This window comes from Streptomyces sp. NPDC096079 (assembly GCF_040303145.1).
Taxonomy (GTDB): Bacteria; Actinomycetota; Actinomycetes; order Streptomycetales; family Streptomycetaceae; genus Streptomyces.
In genome coordinates this window covers 38,712-59,549 of sequence record NZ_JBEOST010000023.1, presented here as the reverse complement: position 1 = coordinate 59,549, position 20,838 = coordinate 38,712, and the positions used below count along the sequence as shown (strand labels likewise).

At 70.1% G+C, this 20,838-nt stretch carries 21 protein-coding genes; 10 read left to right on the top strand and 11 right to left on the bottom strand.

The window, feature by feature from the left end; translation table 11 throughout:
• Positions 1–224: 224 nt before the first annotated feature.
• From ABTY59_RS31875 to ABTY59_RS31865, 3 genes are read left to right on the top strand one after another with little or no spacing between them, the layout of a single operon-like run.
• The gene (locus tag ABTY59_RS31875) at positions 225–911 is read left to right on the top strand and encodes an RNA polymerase sigma factor (RefSeq protein WP_352022564.1); all 687 of its coding nucleotides are present in this window, start codon (positions 225–227) and stop codon (positions 909–911) included.
• Positions 892–1,284 carry a hypothetical protein gene (locus ABTY59_RS31870; RefSeq protein WP_352022563.1) on the top strand — a complete coding sequence of 131 codons (393 nt, stop codon included), beginning with the start codon at positions 892–894 and terminating at the stop codon, positions 1,282–1,284. The genes ABTY59_RS31875 and ABTY59_RS31870 overlap by 20 nt, the downstream gene beginning before the upstream one ends.
• The gene (locus ABTY59_RS31865) at positions 1,281–2,903 is read left to right on the top strand and encodes a hypothetical protein (RefSeq protein WP_352022562.1); all 1,623 of its coding nucleotides are present in this window, start codon (positions 1,281–1,283) and stop codon (positions 2,901–2,903) included. The genes ABTY59_RS31870 and ABTY59_RS31865 overlap by 4 nt, the downstream gene beginning before the upstream one ends.
• 52 nt (positions 2,904–2,955) lie before the next feature.
• Here ABTY59_RS31865 and ABTY59_RS31860 read toward each other — a convergent pair whose 3' ends face one another.
• The 4 genes from ABTY59_RS31860 to ABTY59_RS31845 all read right to left on the bottom strand — a co-directional run bounded on the left by ABTY59_RS31860 (position 2,956) and on the right by ABTY59_RS31845 (position 5,910).
• The gene (locus tag ABTY59_RS31860) at positions 2,956–3,396 is read right to left on the bottom strand and encodes a single-stranded DNA-binding protein (RefSeq protein WP_502995450.1); all 441 of its coding nucleotides are present in this window, start codon (positions 3,394–3,396) and stop codon (positions 2,956–2,958) included.
• Between the two features lie 52 nt (positions 3,397–3,448).
• Entirely contained in the window at positions 3,449–4,501 is a 1,053-nt protein-coding gene (locus ABTY59_RS31855) for a peptidoglycan-binding protein (protein ID WP_352022561.1), read from the bottom strand.
• A 115-nt stretch (positions 4,502–4,616) separates the two neighbouring features.
• On the bottom strand, positions 4,617–5,255 hold the full coding sequence (locus ABTY59_RS31850) for a hypothetical protein (RefSeq protein WP_352022560.1): 639 nt from the start codon (positions 5,253–5,255) through the stop codon (positions 4,617–4,619).
• A gap of 19 nt (positions 5,256–5,274) precedes the next feature.
• Positions 5,275–5,910, bottom strand: a complete 636-nt coding sequence (locus ABTY59_RS31845) for a ParB N-terminal domain-containing protein (protein ID WP_352022559.1) — start codon at positions 5,908–5,910, stop codon at positions 5,275–5,277.
• Positions 5,911–6,337: 427 nt separating this feature from the next.
• Here ABTY59_RS31845 and ABTY59_RS31840 point away from each other — a divergent pair, with 427 nt between their 5' ends.
• The 7 genes from ABTY59_RS31840 (at position 6,338) to ABTY59_RS31810 (ending at position 12,872) form a co-directional block, all read left to right on the top strand.
• Positions 6,338–6,940 carry a hypothetical protein gene (locus ABTY59_RS31840; protein WP_352022558.1) on the top strand — a complete coding sequence of 201 codons (603 nt, stop codon included), beginning with the start codon at positions 6,338–6,340 and terminating at the stop codon, positions 6,938–6,940.
• A gap of 58 nt (positions 6,941–6,998) precedes the next feature.
• On the top strand, positions 6,999–7,274 hold the full coding sequence (locus tag ABTY59_RS31835) for a hypothetical protein (RefSeq protein ID WP_352022557.1): 276 nt from the start codon (positions 6,999–7,001) through the stop codon (positions 7,272–7,274).
• Positions 7,275–7,351: 77 nt separating this feature from the next.
• Complete coding sequence (locus tag ABTY59_RS31830) at positions 7,352–8,299, top strand: hypothetical protein (protein ID WP_352022556.1); 948 nt, start codon at positions 7,352–7,354, stop codon at positions 8,297–8,299.
• A gap of 9 nt (positions 8,300–8,308) precedes the next feature.
• Positions 8,309–9,193 carry an ATP-binding protein gene (locus ABTY59_RS31825; protein ID WP_352022555.1) on the top strand — a complete coding sequence of 295 codons (885 nt, stop codon included), beginning with the start codon at positions 8,309–8,311 and terminating at the stop codon, positions 9,191–9,193.
• Positions 9,194–9,347: 154 nt separating this feature from the next.
• Positions 9,348–10,574, top strand: coding sequence for a DUF2637 domain-containing protein (locus ABTY59_RS31820; protein ID WP_352022554.1), 1,227 nt, complete (start codon positions 9,348–9,350; stop codon positions 10,572–10,574).
• Positions 10,575–10,653: 79 nt separating this feature from the next.
• A complete protein-coding gene (locus ABTY59_RS31815; RefSeq protein WP_352022553.1) occupies positions 10,654–11,067 on the top strand; it encodes a hypothetical protein in 414 nt (137 codons plus the stop codon).
• A gap of 122 nt (positions 11,068–11,189) precedes the next feature.
• A complete protein-coding gene (locus tag ABTY59_RS31810; protein WP_352022552.1) occupies positions 11,190–12,872 on the top strand; it encodes a hypothetical protein in 1,683 nt (560 codons plus the stop codon).
• A gap of 700 nt (positions 12,873–13,572) precedes the next feature.
• Here the strand turns inward: ABTY59_RS31810 and ABTY59_RS31805 are convergent.
• The 7 genes from ABTY59_RS31805 to ABTY59_RS31775 form a co-directional block, all read right to left on the bottom strand.
• A complete protein-coding gene (locus ABTY59_RS31805) occupies positions 13,573–14,400 on the bottom strand; it encodes a hypothetical protein (protein ID WP_352022551.1) in 828 nt (275 codons plus the stop codon).
• 310 nt (positions 14,401–14,710) lie between these two features.
• Entirely contained in the window at positions 14,711–15,034 is a 324-nt protein-coding gene (locus ABTY59_RS31800) for a hypothetical protein (protein ID WP_352022550.1), read from the bottom strand.
• A 75-nt stretch (positions 15,035–15,109) separates the two neighbouring features.
• Positions 15,110–15,517 carry a hypothetical protein gene (locus ABTY59_RS31795; RefSeq protein WP_352022549.1) on the bottom strand — a complete coding sequence of 136 codons (408 nt, stop codon included), beginning with the start codon at positions 15,515–15,517 and terminating at the stop codon, positions 15,110–15,112.
• 117 nt (positions 15,518–15,634) lie between these two features.
• A complete protein-coding gene (locus ABTY59_RS31790; RefSeq protein ID WP_352022548.1) occupies positions 15,635–16,000 on the bottom strand; it encodes a hypothetical protein in 366 nt (121 codons plus the stop codon).
• A 14-nt stretch (positions 16,001–16,014) separates the two neighbouring features.
• Positions 16,015–18,561, bottom strand: a complete 2,547-nt coding sequence (locus tag ABTY59_RS31785) for a hypothetical protein (protein WP_352022547.1) — start codon at positions 18,559–18,561, stop codon at positions 16,015–16,017.
• A 51-nt stretch (positions 18,562–18,612) separates the two neighbouring features.
• A complete protein-coding gene (locus ABTY59_RS31780; protein WP_352022546.1) occupies positions 18,613–19,812 on the bottom strand; it encodes a hypothetical protein in 1,200 nt (399 codons plus the stop codon).
• A gap of 1 nt (position 19,813) precedes the next feature.
• The gene (locus ABTY59_RS31775) at positions 19,814–20,791 is read right to left on the bottom strand and encodes a hypothetical protein (protein ID WP_352022545.1); all 978 of its coding nucleotides are present in this window, start codon (positions 20,789–20,791) and stop codon (positions 19,814–19,816) included.
• Between the last annotated feature and the right edge of the window lie 47 nt (positions 20,792–20,838).

Below are 20,838 nucleotides of genomic sequence, written 5' to 3'. Positions count from 1 at the left end.
CTCTTCTGGTCTGGCGTGCGCCGGGTGCTCCCCCGCCGTCCGCCTGCAGCCGGCAGATTACAGCACACCAAGGGGAATGGACCATTGGCCAACGGTACGGTGACTGGCGCATGATGGACGGTTATGCTTCTCGCGCGCCATAGCGGAAGACGATCCTCCCTTAGTTCAAGGCAGTCCGAACCGCACGTGGGGCACCGCGACGGCACATGGGGGGACACACGGCCGTGACCGAACCAGAAGCAACCTTCGACCAGCTCATCGCCCGTGCGACCGCCGGCGGGGACGACGCACCCGCCGCGATGAGCGAGCTCTACCAGCGTCTGAACTCCACCGTGTACGGCTGGGTCCGGCAGTACATCCGCGACCCGCACACCGCCGAGGACCTCGCCCAAGAGGTCTGGTTCAAGGTGGCGCAAAACCTCGGACGCTACCGGCCCGGGACCAACCTCCTGGCCTGGATGACGACCATCACGCGCAACGCCGCGGTCGACCACCTCCGCAGGGAGCAGCGCCGCCCCACCGAGGTCCTGCAGGCCGACCACCTCCAGCTCGACCGCCCGCGCCCCGGCCTGTCGATCCCGCAGCAGGTCGAGCGCCGCCAACTCGCCGAAGCCGTCTCCGCGCACATGAACGCCCTCAAGCCCGATCAGCGCACCTGCCTGCGGCTCCGGTTCTTCGACGGATGCAGCCCCACGCATACTGCGCAGATCATGGGCAAGAGTGAGGGTGCAGTACGAACGTTGACGGTACGGTCATTGCGCCGACTGGCCAAGGTGCTGCCGGAGGGGGACTCAGCCGCCGAACTGGTGGAGGAGCTCCTCACCATCGCAGCGGGCCGCGGGAAAGTCGTTGGCGTACGGGTCCAGACCACACGAGAAGGGGCGCCTCACCATGTTCCAACGACGCGCTGACAAAGCCGGCGAGCGCCTGGAGCGCGCCCTCGAAGGCGGTCCTCTCCCTCACGACGCCGAGACACGGCGCGCAGTAGCGGCCGCCGGTGCCCTCGCCCCCGGGTACACCCGCGACCCGGCCCGTATCCGGCAGACGCACGACGCCATGATGGCGGTCTTCATGCGGACCTTGAATCCGCTGGAAGCCCGCGATGATGCCGGCACCGACGACGGCCTGGATGACCTCCCTCTGCACCGCACCGAGATCGAGCTGCCCGGCGGCGGCCAGGTTGTGATCTCCGACCTTGAGGAGCTCACCCCAGAGCGCGTGGAAGAGACCGCCGCGGTGATGAAGGAAATACTCGCTCGCAAGGCCAAGGACCCCCAGAGTTGACCAGCCCCACCAACAAGCTCGACATCGTCGTCGGGCCCTTCCCGGCCGACGCGGCGCTGTGGGACCTCAACGGCGTGCGCACGCTCATGCTGCGCGAGGGCCAGTCATTCAGCTCCGCGCGGGACAACGTGCGCAACGTGCTGCCGGGCATCACCGTCGAGGCCGCCGAGCGGATGATCCGTGAGCAGTGCCCGGAGTTCCGCGATCTCGACGACCTGCTCGGCGTCAGCACGCCCGCCCCGCCCAGCGTGGAGCGTCCGCCCGTCGAGATGCCGGCGGACGACGTGGCCAAGGGACTCCTCGCGGGCAGGCGGCGCCGGAACCTGGCGCTGATCGCTGCCATCCTGCCTGCACTGACGGCAAGCTGGGCGCTGGGCCGCTACGTCCAGTTCGGCGACAGCGATTCGACGAGGATCACGGCGGCGGCCCCCGATGTCAGCCCGTCCGCTTCCCCGAGCATCGGCGCCATGGCGGCCCCGTTCCGCGACTCGAAGTTCGAGTTCTTCGCCGGGTCCAACGACATCGAGTGCGCGACGATCAGCCCGCTCGCCGCCGAGTGCACAGACGCTGACGGCATGGTGATGTCCACGAAGGCGGCGACCGGCCCCGACAGCACGATCTTCACCTTCTCCTACGGCAGCGAGCGCATCGGCCTGCGGATCTTCTACGACAGCGAGTACGCGGACACCTGGGCCCGCCAGGATGGGTCCCAGGGCATGTACCCGAACATCAAGCGGCACGGCCGGTACGTCCTGTGGGGCACCGACATGGCGCGGATCGACGAGTACAAGCTGCTCCTGGAGAAAGCCGACCGCGACAGAAGCCGGGGCCCGGGTCCGGGTCCCGCCATGGCGAGCGGACCCTCGCCGCTGCCTTCGCGGCTGGCCGCGCTGACCCTGGGCACGCTGGGGATCACCAAGGACGCCGTCCGCGACATCATCGCGAACGTCTCCTCGAAGTCCGAAGACGGTCCGGCCATGATGGCGGCGCGCCTGGTGCTCGGGCTCGGCTCCTCTCCGGGGGTGTACGAGCCTGCGGACGACGACATAGTGGCGTTGGCCGCCGGCATCGAGACGCCGCCGACGACGGAGACTTCGACGACGGAGTCCCCGACCGAGGAGCGCACGTTCCCGCCGACGTCGCCGACCCGTCCGCCGACGACTGATCCGTCGCCGACACCCTCAACGCCGGTCACACCGTCGGAGCCGACACCCACGCCTCCGGTGACGCCGCCGCCGACGACACCCCCGGCGCCCCTTCCTCCGACGAGCCCTCCACCGACAACTCCGCCACCGCCGACGGCCGAGACCCCGAAGCCGACCCCGCCGACTCCGGTCCCGACCCCGGTGGAGCCGGCCCCGAGCACGCCCACGCCGCCGGCCCCGCCAGCGGGGGAGACGCCCGAGCCTGACCCGAGTGGGGAGGAACCAGCGCCCGGCGAGGAGACCCCGGCACCGCCCGGCGAGGAGACGCCGGCACCGCCCGGCGACGAGACGCCGCCGCCTGCGGAGGAGACCCCGGTCGAGGTCCCGCAGCAGCCCGACGAAAGTGCGCCCGCACCGGACGACCAGGGCGACGACTTGCTGATCCTGGACTCCGCCTGGACCGTCGCCGCCTGAACCAACCCGAAAGGGCCCCGGACATCTGTCCGGGGCCCTTCGCTGTGCCGAGTCAGAACGGCGGCTCCTTGGCCCACGGGTCTGCCGCCGGGCCCTGCCCGGCCTCGGGTGCATGTCGCTGCCCGGAGCCGCTGGTCTTGGTGACCTTCGTGGTCGCGTTCTTGAGGCTGGCGCCGACCTCCTCGACGTCCAGTTCGTAGACGGTGCGCTTCACACCCTCGCGGTCCTCGTAAGACCGCTGCTTGAGGCGCCCCTGGACGATGACACGCATCCCTCGCTGGAGGGACTCGGCCACGTTTTCGGCGGCCTGGCGCCACACGGCGCACGTCAGGAACAGGCTCTCGCCGTCCTTCCACTCGTTGGTCTGCCGGTCGAAGGTGCGGGGGGTCGAGGCGACGCGGAACTTGGCCACAGCGGCGCCCGAGGGGGTGAATCGGAGTTCGGGGTCGTCGACCAGGTTGCCGACGACGGTGATGACGGTCTCGCCTGCCACGAAGGGCCTTTCGGGAAGGGGCCGGCCCGCGGCCGCGGGCCGGCCGGGGAGGTCAGGAGAAGAGGATCTTCCAGGTCTGGGGGCCGGGCAGGCCGTCCGCGGCCTTGGCCAGCTCGGTGTGTGCACGCTGGAACTCAGCGACGTTCTGGCGGTCCGCGTCCGACCAGCGGGGGCCGGGGCCGCTGGTGTAGTGCTTGCCGTAGCCCTTCCGGACGAGCTGCTGCCCGAGGAGGGTGATGTGCGCGTTGCTCTCGCCGGGGCCGAACTTGTCGCGGCCGGGGAACGGCGGGACCGGCTTGGCCGTGACCTTGGTCGGGATGGTGCCGAGCAGCTTCTTGAGCGACGCCTCGCCCGGGACGCCGTCGGCCGCCGTGCCGGAGTAGCCGAGCGACCGCTGGAACGCCGCGTAGTTCTTGGTGTCGGCGTCCGTCCACACCGGGCCGGGCCCGCTGGTGTAGTGCGTGCCGAACCCGGCCTTCACCAGGGCCTGGCCGACGCGGGTGACGTGGTCACCCTTCGCGCCGTAGCCGTACGTCAGGCCGCCGAAGGTGACCTGCTTCCGGGACGGCTGCGCGCCGGTGCCGCCCGGCAGGGACCCGCCGGGGTTCGGGGCCGGCCGGTATCCGCCTGCGGGCATACCGGCCTTGACCCAGGCGTAGAGCTTCGGGCCGGGGCAGTCGGTGGCGAAGCCGTCCTTGTGGCCCCGCTTGGCCAGGGCCCGGCCGGTTCGCCGGCACGCCTCCTCGTACAGGGCGCGGCACGCGGCGAGGGCCGCGGCGCTGGGCTCCTGGTCGCCACCGATGGCGATCTGGACGCTGAGGCCGGAGACGTTGTGTCCGGGGCAGTGGGCGCCCTGGAGGGTCCAGCCGCGGCCCTCGTAGATCGTGCCGGCCTGGTCGACCACGAAGTTGTAGCCGATGCCCGCCCACTTCTGGCGGATGTGGACGGCCTCGATGGCGCGCGGGACGGCGTAGCCGGTGCGGGTGATCTGGTGTGCACCGTCGTAGTGGACGTAGAACTCGGTTCGGCTCGCGAGCGGGACGGTGTTCGGGGTGCCCTCCCAGGGCGAAGCGCCCCAGGTGTCTCGGGGGATGATCGTGATCATGGGGTGGTGCCCTCCGTTGGGTGATCAGGGGAAGGCACCGTGCAGGGCGGAGGTGGTTACCGTCGCGCCGTGAAAGGCAGGACGGCCCCGACGGAGGGTTGGGGCCGTACGTAGTTCAGTCGACGACTTCGGCGTCGACGACGTCACCGGACTCCAGTTCAGGCGGATACTCGACCGAGTGCAGCGACTTGTCCAGGCGCTCGGCAAGCGCTGAGAGGTCGACAGGTCCCTCGTCGTCGCCCTGGGGGATGTCGCCCAGGCCGGTGATCTCGACGGCGACGACGGCGTCCTTGCCGTACTGCTCGCGGTGCTGGCGCTCGAGGTACCAGGCATCGGCGCGCCAGTCCGGAGGGGTCCGGTCTTCGACGGTCTCGGTGACGATCTCGCCGGTCACGCCGTCGCGGTACTGGCGGGTGGTGGTCTTGGTGACGATGCCGCCGTCGGCGACCCTGCGGATGTTCATCATGGCGCGGGCCGCCGCCGTGGCGCGGGCGGTGCGGACCTTCTCGTACAGGGCGGCGTACTCGTCCTCGACGGGGTCGGGTTCCTCGCCGGTCTCGCGCGCCTCGACCTCGGCGCGGCCGCGGGCCATCCAGGCGAGGAAGCTGGAGCGGGAGACCCCGGCCATTTCGGCGGCCAGCTCGACGGCGACGCCGGTGCGTGACGCGCTGACGAGGCGCTGCTCGACCTCTTCGGAGAGCAGGCGCGGGCGGCCGGCGGGGTTCTGGGACCGGCGTGCCTTGCGTCGGGGCATCGTCTTCCTCGGAGGGCGGTCAGCGGCCGGTCGTGAACAGGTGCCCGCAGGCCGGGCAGGTCGTGTGTGCGGCACGGCCCTCGTCGTCAGGGCTGAGGCCGATGTCGTGGTCTCCGTCGTCGGGGAGGTGGAGCACGGGGGTCTCGGCCTCGCGGTGGCCGCCGGGGAGGGTCTCGGGGTCGACCTGGCGCAGGAGCTGGTCGATCTCGTCGTGCGGGATGGCCAGGGAGTCGAAGAGGTCTGCGTCGCCGGTGGCGAGGTCTTCGAGGATCTCGGCGAGTTCGCGCGGGTCCCATCCGCCCTCGCCGGGGAGTCTGTTCAGCTTGATGGCCAGGGCCTCGGCCTCGGCGTCGTGCTCCGAGGCCCAGCCGCGCAGGACGGGGACGAGCCAGCCGCCGTCCTCGTCGATGACGATGCCGCCGGGGGCGCTCATGCCGCGGGACTGCATCTCGATCAGTGACTCCCGACGGCCGTGGCCGTGGAGGGTCTTCTGGGTGCGTTCGTCGACGACGGGGATCTCCACCAGGCCGTGCATGTCGATCGACGCGATCATGAGCTCGAGCTCGTGGCGCTTCGGGTTGCGGTCTGCGGGCGACAGATCGGTGAGCGGCACGTACCCGATGAAGCGTGGCGGCCTGGCGATCGTCTCGGTCACGGCGGTGTGGTCCTCTCCCATGCGTCGGTGGCCGGCGACGGGTGAGGGCTGCGAGCCCGCGGACTTCAACCGCGGCGCCCCGCCTCGCAAGCAGGGCATGCCGTCATGGCCGTCCCTCGCCCGCCGCCAGGTCGGTTCCGCCCTCGTTCCGGATGAGGCGGAGCCGGGGTTCTGCCTCATCCGGTGACGTCACCGGGCGGTGCAGAACCGCGAGGAACGTAGGCGGACACGCGGCTTACGTCGCGTGCTTGCGCATCGTTCCCCTTGGTGTACTGTTCGAGTCAGTTGGGAGAGCAACCCAGCTACCTGCGGCTAGGTGTAACAAATTTCGGCGCGCGACGTACCTCTACATGACGCCCCGAGATGCCCAGCCCCGGGAGGACCGAAATCCCTGGGCCGCGGCGTCCGGGGAAGGAGAGGAACTCAGATGTCGAACGACGTCACTGACGACGCCACGGTCGAGGAGACCGCCGAGGTCAAGCTCACGGACCTGGCGCTCGTGTCCGTGCTCGCCCGCGCGATGCAGGAACACCAGAAGGACGTCATCACGCCGAAGGTTGACGCGGCGAAGAGTCCCCTGATCAAGGGCTTCGTGGAAGAGCAGCGCTCGGACCTGACGGTCATCGTCCCGGGCGGCGGCGAGGTCGGCCGCTACAGGGTCAACAAGACCAGCGACAGGTTCGTGGTTGACGACGAGGCTGTGTTCGACCGCTACGCGGAGTCCAAGGGCGAGATCGAGATCGTCGTCCGGCGCCGTGAATCGTTCGAGTCTGCGGTCCTCAAGGCCGCCGTCCTCGGCCCCGACGGGAAGATCTACAACTCCGGCACCGGCGAGGAGATCCCGGGGATCAAGTTCGTGCCGGGCGGGACCCCCACCGGCACGGTCACCTGGACGTGGAAGAAGCTCCACGGGCGGAACATCGGCAAAGAGGTCCTCCTCGCCGCCTACCAGAGCGGGGCGCTCAACGAGCTTCTGCGGGCGACGCCCGAGTTGCTGCCGGGCCAGCAGCCCGGCGCGAGCAAGGCGTAACGAGACCGCACGGGCCCGGCCCCCGGCGGCCGGGCCCCACTCCACAGGGGCCAGCACGATGACCACCAGCACCACCACCCGCCCGCGGCTGTCCGACCGCGCGCACCGCATTCATTTCCAGCTCAGGGTCAACCACACCGAAGGCGAGTGGGTCGAGGTCGCCGCGCTCTGCGCTGGCCTCGACCTGACGTCCCACGAGGTCCGCAGCGCCCTGGCCGAGCTGGTCTCCGCGGGCGTCGTGGAACGGGAGCGCAGCTACATACGCCGCGAGGGCCACCCCACGCACCGCACTTCGTTCTGCCTGGCCGACTACACCAGCGAGGTCTCCGCATGAGCCGCCTGTCCAGCCCCACCGCGGTTCGTGTCAACCGGCCCCCCTACGTTCACGTCGGATCCAGGACCGTCCGCGACGTGCGCCTGAGCTACCGCGAGCTCGGCGTGCTCGTCTACCTCCTCGACCAGAAGGAAGGGTGGCAGGTCCGCTCCGACCAGCTCTCCAAGGGAGAGGGCCGCGAAGGGCGCGAGGCCATCCGTAAGGTCCTGAACAAGCTCGCTTCCCTCGGCTACTACCGGATGGAGCGGCGGCGACTCCTCGACGGCAAGTTCGTCATGGGCACCGCGGTCTCCGAGCAGCCCGTGGAGCAGTGGGTCAAGGACCACGAGATTTTCAGCACCAAGTCGAATCCTGCCGTCCCCGTAGTCGAGCAGCCGGACGGCTCGTTCCTGGTGGAGTACCCGGACGGCACGTATGGCAGCGACGGCTTCGAGCCCGACCTCGACCTCGGTGAGGAGCCGCCGGCGGAACCCGAGCCGGAGGAGGAGCACCCCTCCGGGGAGGCACTGGCCCCCGCCGCCGTGAAGGACACGGCGGCCGCGGCGCCGAAGAAGGCCCGCCGCCCGCGCCGCACCAGTGCGCAGAAGGCTGCCGACGACGCGGAGAAGGCCCAGGCCGCGCAGCAGAAGGAGGAGGAGAAGACCCGCCTGGACGCTGCCGCCGAGGAGGTGGCGAAGTGGTGGTGGGAACACGCCAAGACGCACCTCGGCGCGTTCGTCGGTAAGACCAACGGCTACCTCGCGATGCGCGCCATGGTCCGCAGGGCGCTCGAGGCCGGGTACACGCAGAAGCAGTGCGCCTCCGCTCTGCAGAACGCTCGTCAGCACCTGCCGAGTCCCCAGCAGTGGCAGAAGGCGCTGGGCATCGCGTCAAATCACATCGTCCCGAGCCAGCCGAACGGCCGCACGCCGTACAGCGACGCCGCCGCCTGGGGGGAGCAGTCGAGCGCCCCCGCGAGCACCCCCGCGGCCGACGCATCCGACGACAGCGACGACGCCACCTTCGGTGTCATCGCCCGGCCGTAAGGAGATCCGGTGTCGAACAGCACCTTCGCAGTCGAGAGCCTGGCGTCGCGCAGCACTGAGATTCAGGTCCGTGCATCGGCCGACGTCCAACTGGCCACCGCTCCCTCGGAGCGCGGCTTGAACCCCCTCTCGGCCGTGATGAACATGCACCTCTACAAGGTGCTGGAGGCCAACGGGGCCGACATGTCGAAGCTCGGAGTACCGGCCCAGCCGGCGCCCGAGGACGGACTCTGGGAGGACGTGGCAGTGCCGCAAGCTCGCGCACGACGGAACGCCTGGCAGAACAGCATGCGGGACGCCGCCCACGATGAGTACTTGGCGTTCCGCTTCAACCACCTCGACCAGAACCAGAAGCCGAAGACGCTGGAGAACTGGCTCGACTCGCTGGTGGAGGCCAAGAGGGCCGGCGCACGACCCGAAGTCCTGAACATGATCATTCCGGGGAACATCGGGAGCGGAAAGACGGCCGGGGTGAGCGCGCTCGGGAACGAGGCGGCCGAGCGGGGGCTGTCCGTCCTGTTCTTGAAGCATGCAACGTACCTGACGTGGCGTCGCCCGGACTCTGCTCCACACAATTTGAAGGCGTGGGAGGTCCGCAAGCGTTTCGTCGAGTGCGACCTCCTGGTCCTCGACGAGCTGTGCGGCGAGATGGACGTCACGGCTACGGAGTTCGCCCGCAAGGAGACCATCGACCTGATCGACTCCCGCATCTCAGCCGGACGGCCGACGGCGTACACCACGAACCTTCGCAGCCGCCGACAGCCCGGAAGTCAGGCCATGGGTGTCGTCGACATCCTGGGGGAGCGGCTGCTGTCCCGGCTTGAGTCTTCGGCGCACGTTGCGAAGATCCTCGGCCCCGACCGCCGAAAGCCCGCGGAGCCGCTCGACTGGTGACCATACACCCGAAAAGGCCGGTATGTGCTGCTTACTGATGGGGCGTGAGCGTTCGATATAGGCACACGAGGCGGAGGACGCTATATCGTTTGGTCGACCCGGGTGGCCAAGAGCATAAGCCGGCCGGGGCGTGACCCGAACGAAAGGACCGGCCTTGAAGTTGTTGACCCGTCGCACCCCCGACGACATCGAGCCCAAGATGCCCGGCAACTCCGGCGTCCCTCCCCTCACCCGCTGGGAGAAGTACGGTGCCGCCGCGACCGCGTTCGGCGGCGCGGCCGTCGGCGGCCTGGGTTTCTACGCTTCGTTCGACGCGGTGTCCGCCAAGGCTGCGGTGTGGGGCTTCACCGACCCCTGGGTGCTGCCCACCTCCATCGACACGGCCATCCCCGTGTTCACCGGGGCGTACCTCTTCCTGATCCGCACGGGCATGCCCTTGTGGTGGGCGCGGCTCGTCCCCTGGGTGCTGAGCCTGGTCACCTGCGCCCTGAACGTCGCGTCCGGTAATTCCCTGTGGTCGAAGGTCGCGCACGGCGCCATGGCCTTGCTGTGGGTCGCTGTCTCCGAAATCGCCGCGCACATCTACGCCGTACGCATCGGCGCCGCCACCGGGCGCCGCCGGCAGATGGACAAGGTCCGGTGGGCCCGCTGGTTCCTCGCTCCCACGACCACCTTCCTCCTGTGGCGCCGCATGAAGCTGTGGGAGCTCACGTCCTACGACGAGGTCCTCGGCCTCGAGCAGAAGCGTCTCGCCTACGAGGCCCTGCTGCGGAGCCGGTTCGGTCGGGCCTGGAGGCGCAAGGCTCCGGTGGAGGCGCTGATGCCGCTCCGTCTGGCCCGGGTCGGCGTGCCGCTGGATGAGTCGATCCCGGAAGGACTCCGGGCTGCGGGCATCGAGCCGACTGGGGTGTTCGCGGTCACCGTCGAGACGGTCCCTGACCCCGCCGTACCCGCGGCCGCTGTCCCCACCCCCACCCCCGCCGTCCCTGCGGCCGCTGTCCCCGCCCCCGCCGTACCCGCGGCCGCTGTCCCCGCGGCGGCGCCGCGGCCGCGCGCCGTCAGCGCGACCGTGCCCGCCCCCGAACCGGCCCCGGTCAAGGAGACCGAGCCGTTCGAGGTCCCCGAGTGGAGCACCGAGGAGGATCTGCGGGTCGTCATCGAGATGGTCCTCGAGGGAGGCCACCGGGACGCGTTCGACGGGCCTCTGACCGGCGCCGCCATCGCGGAGACCCTCGGCCAGAGCGAGGGCAACGGCCGCAAGGTCCGTGCCCGCGTCATCAAGGAGGTTGCTGCGGCCTGGGGCATTCAGCTCCCACAGCCTGCCACGCCCGACGCCGTCTTCGGGGCCTTCGCCCAGGCGAGGACGCCGGTCGACGCGTAAGGCATCCTGCCTCTACCCGTACCGAAGCGGCGGGCCCCCACTACGGGGTGCCCGCCGCCCGCATGATCGGACCCTCTTCATGACACCGGAGATCCTGGCCCGGATCGCCACCGCCCGCGCCGCCCGCGACCTGTCCGACCTCGCCCGGCTCGCCGTCGCATCCACCGCCCAGCCCGCCAGCCCGACGGAGCGCATCCGGGAGGCCCGCCGCCTGCGGGAGCTGGCCAATCAGATCGTCGACCTCGTCACCCTCGCCGAGGCTCTGGGCGGCGCCGGCTGGGAGGAGATCACCGAGGCACTCGGCCGACGAGACGCGGCCACGGTGGAGCAGGAGTTCGGCGAGGACGTCGCCGAGTGGGGCGCGACGCCGGAGGCCGCGCTCGAGGCGGCGGCCGAGGGGCACGAGGCACTGGACGACTGGTACGCCCGTCACCGCGAGGACCAGGACCCGGAACTGCCGACTCCTGTCGCGGATCTGCTCCACAGGCTTTGATCTGCCCCACGCTAGGCGGGTAGAGTAGTACACCAAAGGGAACGGCGAGAGGTTAAGGCCTCCGCCGTTGCATCCTCCGCGGGAGAGCACCCGGGGAACCACGAAGCAAGGGAACACCGCATATGCCTGGCACCATTGCGCCTCAACGCGCGCGCAACTTCCGTACGCCGAGCGGCCTCCCCAACCCGCCCATCATTCTGTTCGCCGGGCCGGAGTTCACCGGCAAGAGCTGGGAGGCCGCAGCAGGGACCGGCTCTGACCTGATCGCCACGTCGTACTGGATCCAGGTCGGGGGAGTGTCCGGCACCGCCGACCAGTACGGCCGGCTCGCGGGCGCGCGCTATGAGATCGTCCCGCACGACGGATCGTTCGACGACATCCTCGACGCCCTCCGTGCCGCGATCGCCCAGCCGTCCGACGCTGACGGAAAGCGCAACATGCTCGTCATCGATGACATCTCCTCCGTGTGGGACCTCCTGAGCGACGAGGTCTCGTTCGTCAGCCGGCGGCGCGCCGAGCGCAGGGGACTCCGCCTTGATGACGAGCCCGTCGACGATGAGCGCGACCTCTGGATCCAGGCGAAGGACCGGTGGGGAGAGATGTTGTGGCTGCTGCGGCAGCACAACGGGCCCACCCTGCTCATCGCCCGCCAGGAGACCGTCACCGCATTCGAGAACGACAAGCCGACCGCGCACACCAGCCGACGTATCAAGGCCGAGAAGAACATCCGCTCCGCCGTCGACGCCATCGTCGAGTTCAAGACGCTGGGCGAGGCGTACATCACAGGTGCGCACAGCGCTCCGCAGCACTGGGAGATCAAGCCCGGGTGGATCTACCGCTACGACGGCCTGGACGACCTCCTGCGGCGCCTCGGCTACCAGGATGCCGTCAGCACGCGCGCCGTCACCGAGCTGAGGCCCGAGGCCGTCATGCAGGCCCGGCACCAGCAGGCCGGACAGCCGCCCTCCTCGCAGCCGGCCGCGCCCCCGGCGGTGCTGTCCAGCAAGCAGATCATGGGGCTGGTCCACAAGGCCCTCCAGGACGAGACCGACCCGAAGCAGCGTCTGATAGAGCTCCGCGAGGAGTGGGGGAAGCGGATCCTGAGGACCGTTCCGACCAAGACGAAGCTCTTCGGAGAGCTGAACGCCGACGACCTGATCACCCGCGCGATCGTCCACCACGATGCTCAGGCGGAGAAGCGCGCTGAGTCCGGCCCGTCGTCCGGCCGCACGAAGAGCACCGGCAGCGAGCACAACAGGCCGCCGCGGGGAGAGCCTACGGGCCAGGACAACCCGGCCGGGAACGCTGCCGCTGCCGAGGCTGCTGCAGGTCCGTCGGGGCCGGAGCCGAAGCCGGCCCAGGAGCGCGCCGTGGAGGAGCCGCTCGCCGAGGGCTCGGCGCCACCGCCTCCGGACCCTGAGGCCGAGGAGCCGCCGCCGACGGACGAGGTCCCGGAGGAGACCTCCCAGGCGGAGGAGCCGCAGGACCGCCCCACGCCCCCGGCTCGCACTCGTGTGACTCGGGGAGCGGCCGTTGCGCTCAAGGCCCTGCGCGACGAGGTGAAGGTCCAAGCGCGACTGCAGTTCCTCACCGAGGGTGACTATCTGCGGCCGATTTCCGGGAGCGGAGAGCCGTCGATGATGGAGCTCAAGCAGTACGTGGAGGAGAACCGGCCCCGTCTGATCGCCCAGCTTGAGAGTGACGGTGAGCAGGAGCTCGCCGACGTCTACCGGAACGCTCCGCTGCCTGACCCGCAGATCGCTAGGAAGTTCGCCGCTCATTTCGATCCCGCAGTGACGAAGTGACGTGACGCGCGCCCGGACCGTTCCTGGGCGCGCCCGCGGCGTGGTCCGCCTCTCCCCCCCCCATCACCTCACCTCATCTTGCGAAGGCGCGCCCGCGCCCTGCCACGCCCGACGAGGCGCGCCCCCACCGCGCTGCAGTCTCGCGCGCCGATCCGCGCGCGTTCCTTGCGGCCGCGCCGACAGCGGGCGCGCCTGCCTCCGCGCCGACCCGCGCGCCTCCGGAGCGCGCTGCGCGCCGTGGCCCGGCGCGCCTGCTCTCACGCGCTGAGGCGCGCGCCAGTCAGGAGCGCGCGCAGGGCCGCGCCGTGCCCCGCGCCGCCGGCAATGTGACAGCGCGCGCCTGGATCGGCGGGGCAGCGCGCCCGCGCCGAGAGAGGCGCGCGCCCTGGTCCCAACCAGGCGCGCGCACGGCGCGCGCCCCTGACCTCTGGGTTTATGGCGGCGCGCCTTGCGCCTGATCGAGGCGCGCCGCCCTCGCGCGAGGGACGGATCGCGCCGCGCGGGCCTCGGAACGGCGCGGTCAGGCGTCGAGCGCGTGGCGGGCGGAGGCGCGGCGCGGCCTCGCTGAGCGCGGAGTGCACGCGCGGATCGGAGGCTGAGCGGGCACGGCGCGCGGCCGGGGTGGCGCGCTCTGAGAATGACCAAGGGCGCGCCCAGATGGGCGCGCCCTGAGAAGTGGATGATTGGTCGAGCGCGCGGCCTATGGCGCGCCGCCGGTCCGAGCCGCGCGCCGGATGTCTCGGCGCTCCTGGCGCGCCTCCTGAACGGCCACGCGGTCCTCGCCCCGGACCTGGCGCAGGAGTACGAGCAGCTCCTCGGGATGGGCCTGCCCGAGGAGCTTGAGCGCCTGCAGTCGGTGGTTCGGCTCGGCCGGCATCCGGCCCTGGCGCGCCTCCGCGTACTGGGCGGCGTAGCGGAGGAACTGGCTCTCGGCGGTCACGCGCTCGCGGAACGACTCGATGCGCGCGGCCAAGGCGTTGCCGCTCTCGCCGGCGGGCGCCGGGTGCATGAAGCGGATCGGGTCCTCGGTCATGATGCGGCAGATTCGCTGAGCCCTGGCCGCTACTCTCGGTGAGCGGAATCCGAGGGCGACGATGCGGTGCGGAGTGCCGTCGGCGGCCGGCTCGTCGAGAACGTAGTCCCTCCACCGCTCTTCAAGGGCAGCGTCGTCGAGGGCGGCGAGCGTCTTCATGTACGCGTGGGCCTGGTCGTCGATGACATCCTGCACCGGCGCCATCGCGGCCCTGATGCGCTCGCGCCACGGTGCGATGCGCGCCTGCTGGTCGCGCTTGCTCTCGTCCTCGCGCTTGGGGTTGAACGCCTTCGCCTGGCGGAGTGCTGTCTCCAGCCCGGTGAGGGTCTCGGGGGCCAGGTCCGGTGAGAGGAACGCTGCTCCCTGGACGTCTCGGGGGCACCGAGGATCGGTGCCGCCCATGACGTAGTGGACCAGCGTCTTGACGAACCGCTCCTCCGCCATGGTGGCCAGCCGCTCTACCTCGGCTGCGATCCGCTTCGCATCGGTGGCCATGGGCGTGTGTTCCTCCGCTCGGGGTGAGCCCGTGCTCTCGGGACTCGGTGATCGGCTGCTGAAACAGCGAGGTGACCGTACGGTCGCGAAGAGCGTGTGCCAGATCGTCGCAGGAGCATCCGCTCCCTGGCCCCGAGAGCTCTACACGCACCCGGTTGGTCGACGTCCTGTGGTCAGGTCGGACCACGGGGGAAAGGAATCGCCCCGAAACAACCTGGCCGACGTCTCAAACGCGTCTTCGCGGTAGCGGTACGGCCACCTCGCTGCTGATGTTACCCGCCGGCTGGGTGTCGGCCGGGCGGTGGCAGCTCTATTCGGCCCGCTGGGGCGTCTTCCTGGACGTCGCGGCCTCGATCACCGGGGCGAGCTTGGACGGCTTCCACAGGAGGTCGTAGCTCGTCTGGGCGGCCACCAGGACCCCGAGGACGGTGACGGTGGTGAGCTTGCCCTGCTGGAATTGGGACCATCCGCCGTCCGCCGCCACGGCCGCGGTGCCGGCGACGAGGGAGGCGAAGACGGCGACGATCCGCTTGTACCGGGCCGACCAGTTCGGGCGCTGCACGACCGCGGTGAGTAGCGGGAGCACGGCGCCGACCTGGAGCCCGGTGGCGAGGGAGTTGAGGGTCTGAGACATGGGGGTTGCCCTTCATGCGGGGATGCGTGACGGGCGGACTGTGCGGGTGGGCGGAGTCTTGCGTCGCGCGCTGGCTCAGGGGGCGCTGTCGCCGAGGTCCTCGGCGATCTCCGACGGCGGGGGCGGGGCCGGCCGCTCGGTGAGTTTGGCCAGAAGCCCCCGCAGGTGGTGGATGTAGTCGACGGCCGCGGCCTTCCAGCGCCGCCACTGCCGTTGCTCCTCCTCCAGGCGCTCGACGCGGTTCTCCAGCGTGGTCACCCGCTCGAGGGTCGCCGCGTTTGTCTCGCGCTGCTGCTCGAGAAGCTGCGTGAAGGCGGTCGTTACGGTCTCCACGGACGTGGCGAACGTGGTGGCGTCCGCCGTCTTCGCATCGGTGTCGTTCTTCCGCTTGCTCTGGCGGTGCACCATCCAGCCGCCGCCCAAAACGCCCAACAGGCCGAGCACGGGGTTGAGAACAGGCGCCAGAGAGACGAGCCACTCCACGAGCGCCTCCTCAGCCATCGTCGTCAGTAGGGATGCGCGGGAGCCGGGCCCGCAGGCCGCAGCTCCCCGCATCGCCGTACGGTGCACGACCGGCCGGCTTCTGTCGCGGCGTGCGCTCTACGTTTCGGTGGCCTGGTCGACGACTCCGGCGATCGGGTTCCAGTTGCGGCGCACGGCGTCGAGGAGCTGCTGGTCGGTGATGGCGGCCTGGGCGCTGTCGGGCTGGCCGTCGACGTGGCCGTCGGCGGCCGCCGCAGAGATGACGGGGTCGGTGGCGATGGCAGGGGCGTAGCCGGAGCCGGTGAAGTCGGAGGGGTTGAGGGTGCCGCGGGCGAGCGCGAAGCGCAGCGGGTAGCCGACGGTGCTGGGGGTCTCTGCGAGGACTTCGCGGGCGACACGTCCGAACGCGACGCGTACGCGGGCGGCGAAGGTCGCGTTGCGCATGAGCCGATCGTGTTCGTCGATGAGCATGGATACGGGCATGGTGGAGCCTCCTGTTACTTGGTGTACGTGACCTTGAGCTGTGGGGGGTAGGTCTCGCCGACGCCACGGGCGCGCCCGTAGTAAGTGGCGGACGAGTTGTTGGGGTCGAGCGCGATGCCGCGCCAGAGCGTCGAATCGAAGACGCTCGTGATGTCGACCCACTTGCCCTGGTTACGGGCCCAGGTGACGGACTTCGCTTCGGCGTCGCAGGAGAACGTGGCGGGCCTGGCCGCGTGCTTGTGGGCCTTGATGACGGCGGTGCCGCCGGCGTTGTTGTACCAGTGCTCGAAGTACAGGTAGATCTCGGCCTTGTTGATCGTGGCGCCCGCGAGGTCGGTGGAGAGCGCTGCCGGAAAACCGACGAGCGAGGCCTGCATGCCGTTCGTGGAGGACACGTAGCCCTGGAGCATCTGATTGCCGTAGTAGCTGTTGTAGCCGGACCGGTTGGCGTAGGAGCCGGACCAGGAGGCTTGGTAGATCTTCGTGTACGTCCGCTTGGGCGGCGTGGCTGTGCCGCCGCCGGTGTTGTAGACGCCGGTCTCGGGCAGGTAGGGGCCGATGTCTTCGATGTAGAAGAGGCCCGGGTAGCCAGGGCCGCCGAGCATGCGGACGGTCTGGCCGGCAGGCCCTGCCGATGCGTAGAAGCTGATGAGAAGGCGGTGCAGTCCGGCGCCGAAGGCGTAGCCGGATCGCACGGTCTCCAGGCGGACGCGGTTCCAGCCAGCTCCGGACAGGGGGCGGACCATGGACTGGATTTGGAGGGAGCTGATCGAGGGGGTGGAGGCTCCTCCGTCGCGCAGGACGACGACGATTTCGCCGCCGGACACATCAGGGTCGGCGTAGCAGTCGAAGACAACGCGGTACATGCGGGCGGCCTCGGCCTCGAACGCGAGCTCGATGTATCCGTACTCGGTGGAGCCTGCGGTGACAGCCGTGGCCATGTAGTCGACGGCGACGAGGCCACGGGGGAGGGCGTTCAGGATCTTGGTCAGGGAGTCGCCGCCGACTTCAAGGTTGCCAGCGACGGCGAGGTCGCCGAATCCGGCGTTACCCATCTGGTCGATGGTGGCCACCGGTATGCCGTTGCTGGACAGTGTGAGGTAGTTGGGGCGGCCCGTCACCAGGGCGACGGCTTCGCTTCCGTCGTTGTCGTAGAGCTGCAGGCCGCGGGGAGAAAGCTCGGCCCTGGCCCCGGCGAAGCCGGAGGCGAGGACCACCCGGGCGGCGACGTTGTCGAAGGAGAGGGAGCCGGCGCGTACCACCCCGCCGATGAAGATGAACGCCCTGGTGGTGTTCGGAGCCGCGGGCTTGTCCGGAACCCCGGACATCCGCTGCCACCCGCCCTTCACGACCCCGGTGCCGGTGAGTTGGAGCCGGGAGTCCTCCACGTAGTTGCCGTTCTGGTCTCGCCATTCGACCCACATGGTGATGCTCTCGACATTGCTGTTCGCGGGGACCAGGTAGTCGGCGGCGAACCAGAACTTTTGGCCGGGGACTGCGGGCAGCTCGGCCAGGAGCAGCGTCTTGCCGGGGTTGGGGTCCACGATGAGGTCGGTGCACACCGAGCGAGGGGTGCTGTTGCCGGTGTTGACGATGATCCAGTCCGGCAGGTAGGCGACGCGCTGGGCTGAGATGGGTCCCTCGAAGCTGGGGTCGGGGATGACGTTGCCGTCGACGCCGAGGGCGAGCTTCTCGGCCGTGAGCGAGCCGGCCTTGATGTGGGTGGCGTCGATAGCCCCGGCGGCGATCTTCGTTGCGGTGACGGAGTTGACGGCGAGTTTGTCCGCGGTGATGGCGAGCGCGGCGATCTTCTCGCTGGTGATGGCGAGCGCGGCGATCTTCTCCGCAGTCACCGCGAGGGCGGTCAGGTGGGCGGTGGTGACCGACCCCGCCAGGATCTTCCCCGCGGTGACGGCGTTGTTGGCGATGGCGTCCTCGGTGACGGCGCCAAGGGCGATCTTCGCGGCGGTGACCGCATCGGTGGCGAGCTTGACCTCCGAGATGATCCCGTCGATCAGGTCCTGGCCGACGGCCTGGCGCGGCGCGCCCTGCACGGCGCCCGAGGGCATGCCTGTGATCTGCGCGGTGTTCTGGGCGACGAGACGGGCCCACACCGGGCTGTAGCCCTCGATGGCGACGGTGACCGTGCCGCCGAGCTGCGCCGTGATCGTGGCGACGTGCGTGGACAGGTCCGGGGTGAAGTCCGCCGCCGGGCCGACGTGTACCTGGACCAGGGCGAAGTCTGTGGGGGTGGCGTCGGCGTCGTCCCAGGTGCCGTCCCAGCCGATGACGAGACCAGCGAGGACCGGCTCGACGGTGGGCGGCATCGGGGTCGGCGGCGGGTCGGTGTTGACCGGGACCAGGGCGACGCCGCCGTCGGGCTGCACGCCTACCGACCCCTTGAGCTGGCCCTGCTCGTCGTAGATGTCGATCGCACCGCCGTCGATGGACGTGTGCGATGCCTGCCCGCTGCGTTCGATGGCCCGCAGGCGCAGTTCGTGCTCGTGCAGTGTGCGGGCGAGCGCCTGGGCCCCTGTCGCTGTCTCCAGAATCCTCACCATGACGGGGATGGTGAGGACCGCCGACGCTAGTGTCGCCCGCTGCCGGAACGGTCAGTAGTGGAAGGCGTCGGAGCGGCGCAGGTGGAGGGTCAGGACGCCGTCAGGGCTGACCTCGTCGGCGATGATCCGGTGCCAGACGTCGACGACGCCGACCCATGGGACCTCGACCTGGACGCGGATGTCGTCGCCGAGCATCCAGGACCCGAATCGGGCGTTGGGGTGGTCGATGATCTGGATCTGCGGGATCTGGAGCTGTCGGGTGCGGCCCGCGAGTTCGGCGCGGCCGCGATTGGCGAGCGAGGCGGAGGAGGAGAGGGTCTTGTCCGTCACCGTCGCAACGCGGCGCATCCGTCCGTCGTAGGCGTGGACCTGCGCTCGGGCCATCTTGCGACCCTGGCCCTTGCCGAGGACGACGACGTCGTTGGCGTACTCGTCTCCCATCCCTTCCGGCTTGGCGATGGCGATGATGTTCTCGCCGTCGGCGAAGCGCAGGTCGGTGCGTCGGCGGCCCAGGCGCGGCCTGCCGAGGCGGACCCGGTGGTTGATCTTGTTGCCGGTGCCGGCGGCCCAGGCGTGGGTCTCGACCCAGTCGAAGGGGGTGGTGCGCGTCAGGGTGTCGAGGACCTGTCCACAGTCGGGGTTGTCCCACCACGCCAGTTCCCAGGGGTCGCTGCCGTCTTTTGCGCCCAGAAGCTCGCCGAGGGGGTGGGTGTCGAAGGTCAGGCCGATGTTGCCGTACGAGCGGGTCTGGATGTGCTGCCAGATCAGCCGGTAGACGTGCAGGACGTCGTAGCGCGTGCCGCCGTACGGCTTTGGCGGCTTCGGGGTTCTCTGCTTGCCCTTCTTACCGTCGATCCACCCATCATGGTTCTTGTCTTTTCCGGCATATGGGTCTTTCGGTGTGATCAGTGGGCCGGAGATCAGGTAGTCCTCATACGGGATGCCGTGCGCGTACGACGTGAAGCCCTCGCACTGGATCGTGGCCTTCCCGCCGTCGAACGACGTCTTGGTGACGATCCCGCCCCACCGGATCTGTCCGGCGATCTCCAGGTACAGCTTTGTTCCCCATTCCTGGAGGATTGGCTTGCCGTCGGAGCCGATCATGCGCTGGTACTCCGGCTCGATCACCCCCGTCATCGACCCGGCCCCGCACAGCTCCCTGCGCGGGTTCGACGTCAGGGACAGGGGCACCTCCCAGTCGAGGATGGTCTCAGGCAGGGCGCGCTGTGCGATGAATCGCCAGTCCTGCACCTCACGCCCCCTCGATGTCGGGGGCCTCGGAGAACTCGATGTCGAGGGTGATCCACGTGAGGGTGTCCACCTGGACGTCCCCGCCAGCCGCAGCGATCTTGGTCTGCACCGTCAGGGCCTGGGTCGTGGACCGCAGTTCGTCGGCGATGGGGAACTCGGTCGAGAGCACCACCGTGCGGCGCCGGACGGCGGCGCTCTGGTCGTCGCCGATGGGGATCGGCGCCCCGGGCGCGGTGCCGAGGATCAGGTGCATCGAGCCGGCCACGGCGCCGCCGGCCATCCGGACCCCGGCCAGGGTCACCTGCACCTTGGCGTGCGTGGCCCACCGCGGGATGTCCAGGTTCCAGCTCGTCACCTCGCCGGGCCAGTTCTGCCAGGAGCCGTCCGAGTAGCCGAGCAGGGTTGCCGCGCTGAGCGTCGCGGTCTTCTGGATTCGCTCATGGCGCGGGTTCGCGATCGACCGAAGGTCCTTGATCATTTCCTGCGTCACCGCGGTGGTTCCCGGGGGGAGGTCGATGCGGGCCAGGACGATTGCCGAGTCCCGCGGCGCCAGCGTCGCGAGGTCGCGCGCCACTGTCGTCGGCGGCACTCCGGAAATGACCCGCGTGAAGATGTACGGGCCCGCCTCGACGTCGGTCGGCAACGCCCACGCCTCCCCGGGCGGGAACGGGTTCTCCACGCGGGCGATGACCAGGTCACTGCGCGGCTGGCTGCCGGTCGACGCGATCGGGATCGTGTCGGGGACCGGCAGCCGACCGGCGTATGCCTGGTACGACGCCCCCTCGGCCCGGTTGAGGACCGCGCACGCTCCTGGGAGTACCTGCACGCTCGCGTCGGGCTGCGCCAGCGCGCGTACGGTCAGGTCCTTCGAGCCGACCACGCCTTCGTTGCTCCCGAACGCGGCAAACGCGAGGAGCCGCAAGGTGGCTTCGGAGTGCAGTGCACCGCCCTCCACGTACCACGGAACCCCGTCCCACATCCTGCACTCCTTCGTCGGTCGATCTGTCGGAAGGGCGCAGGGTGGCT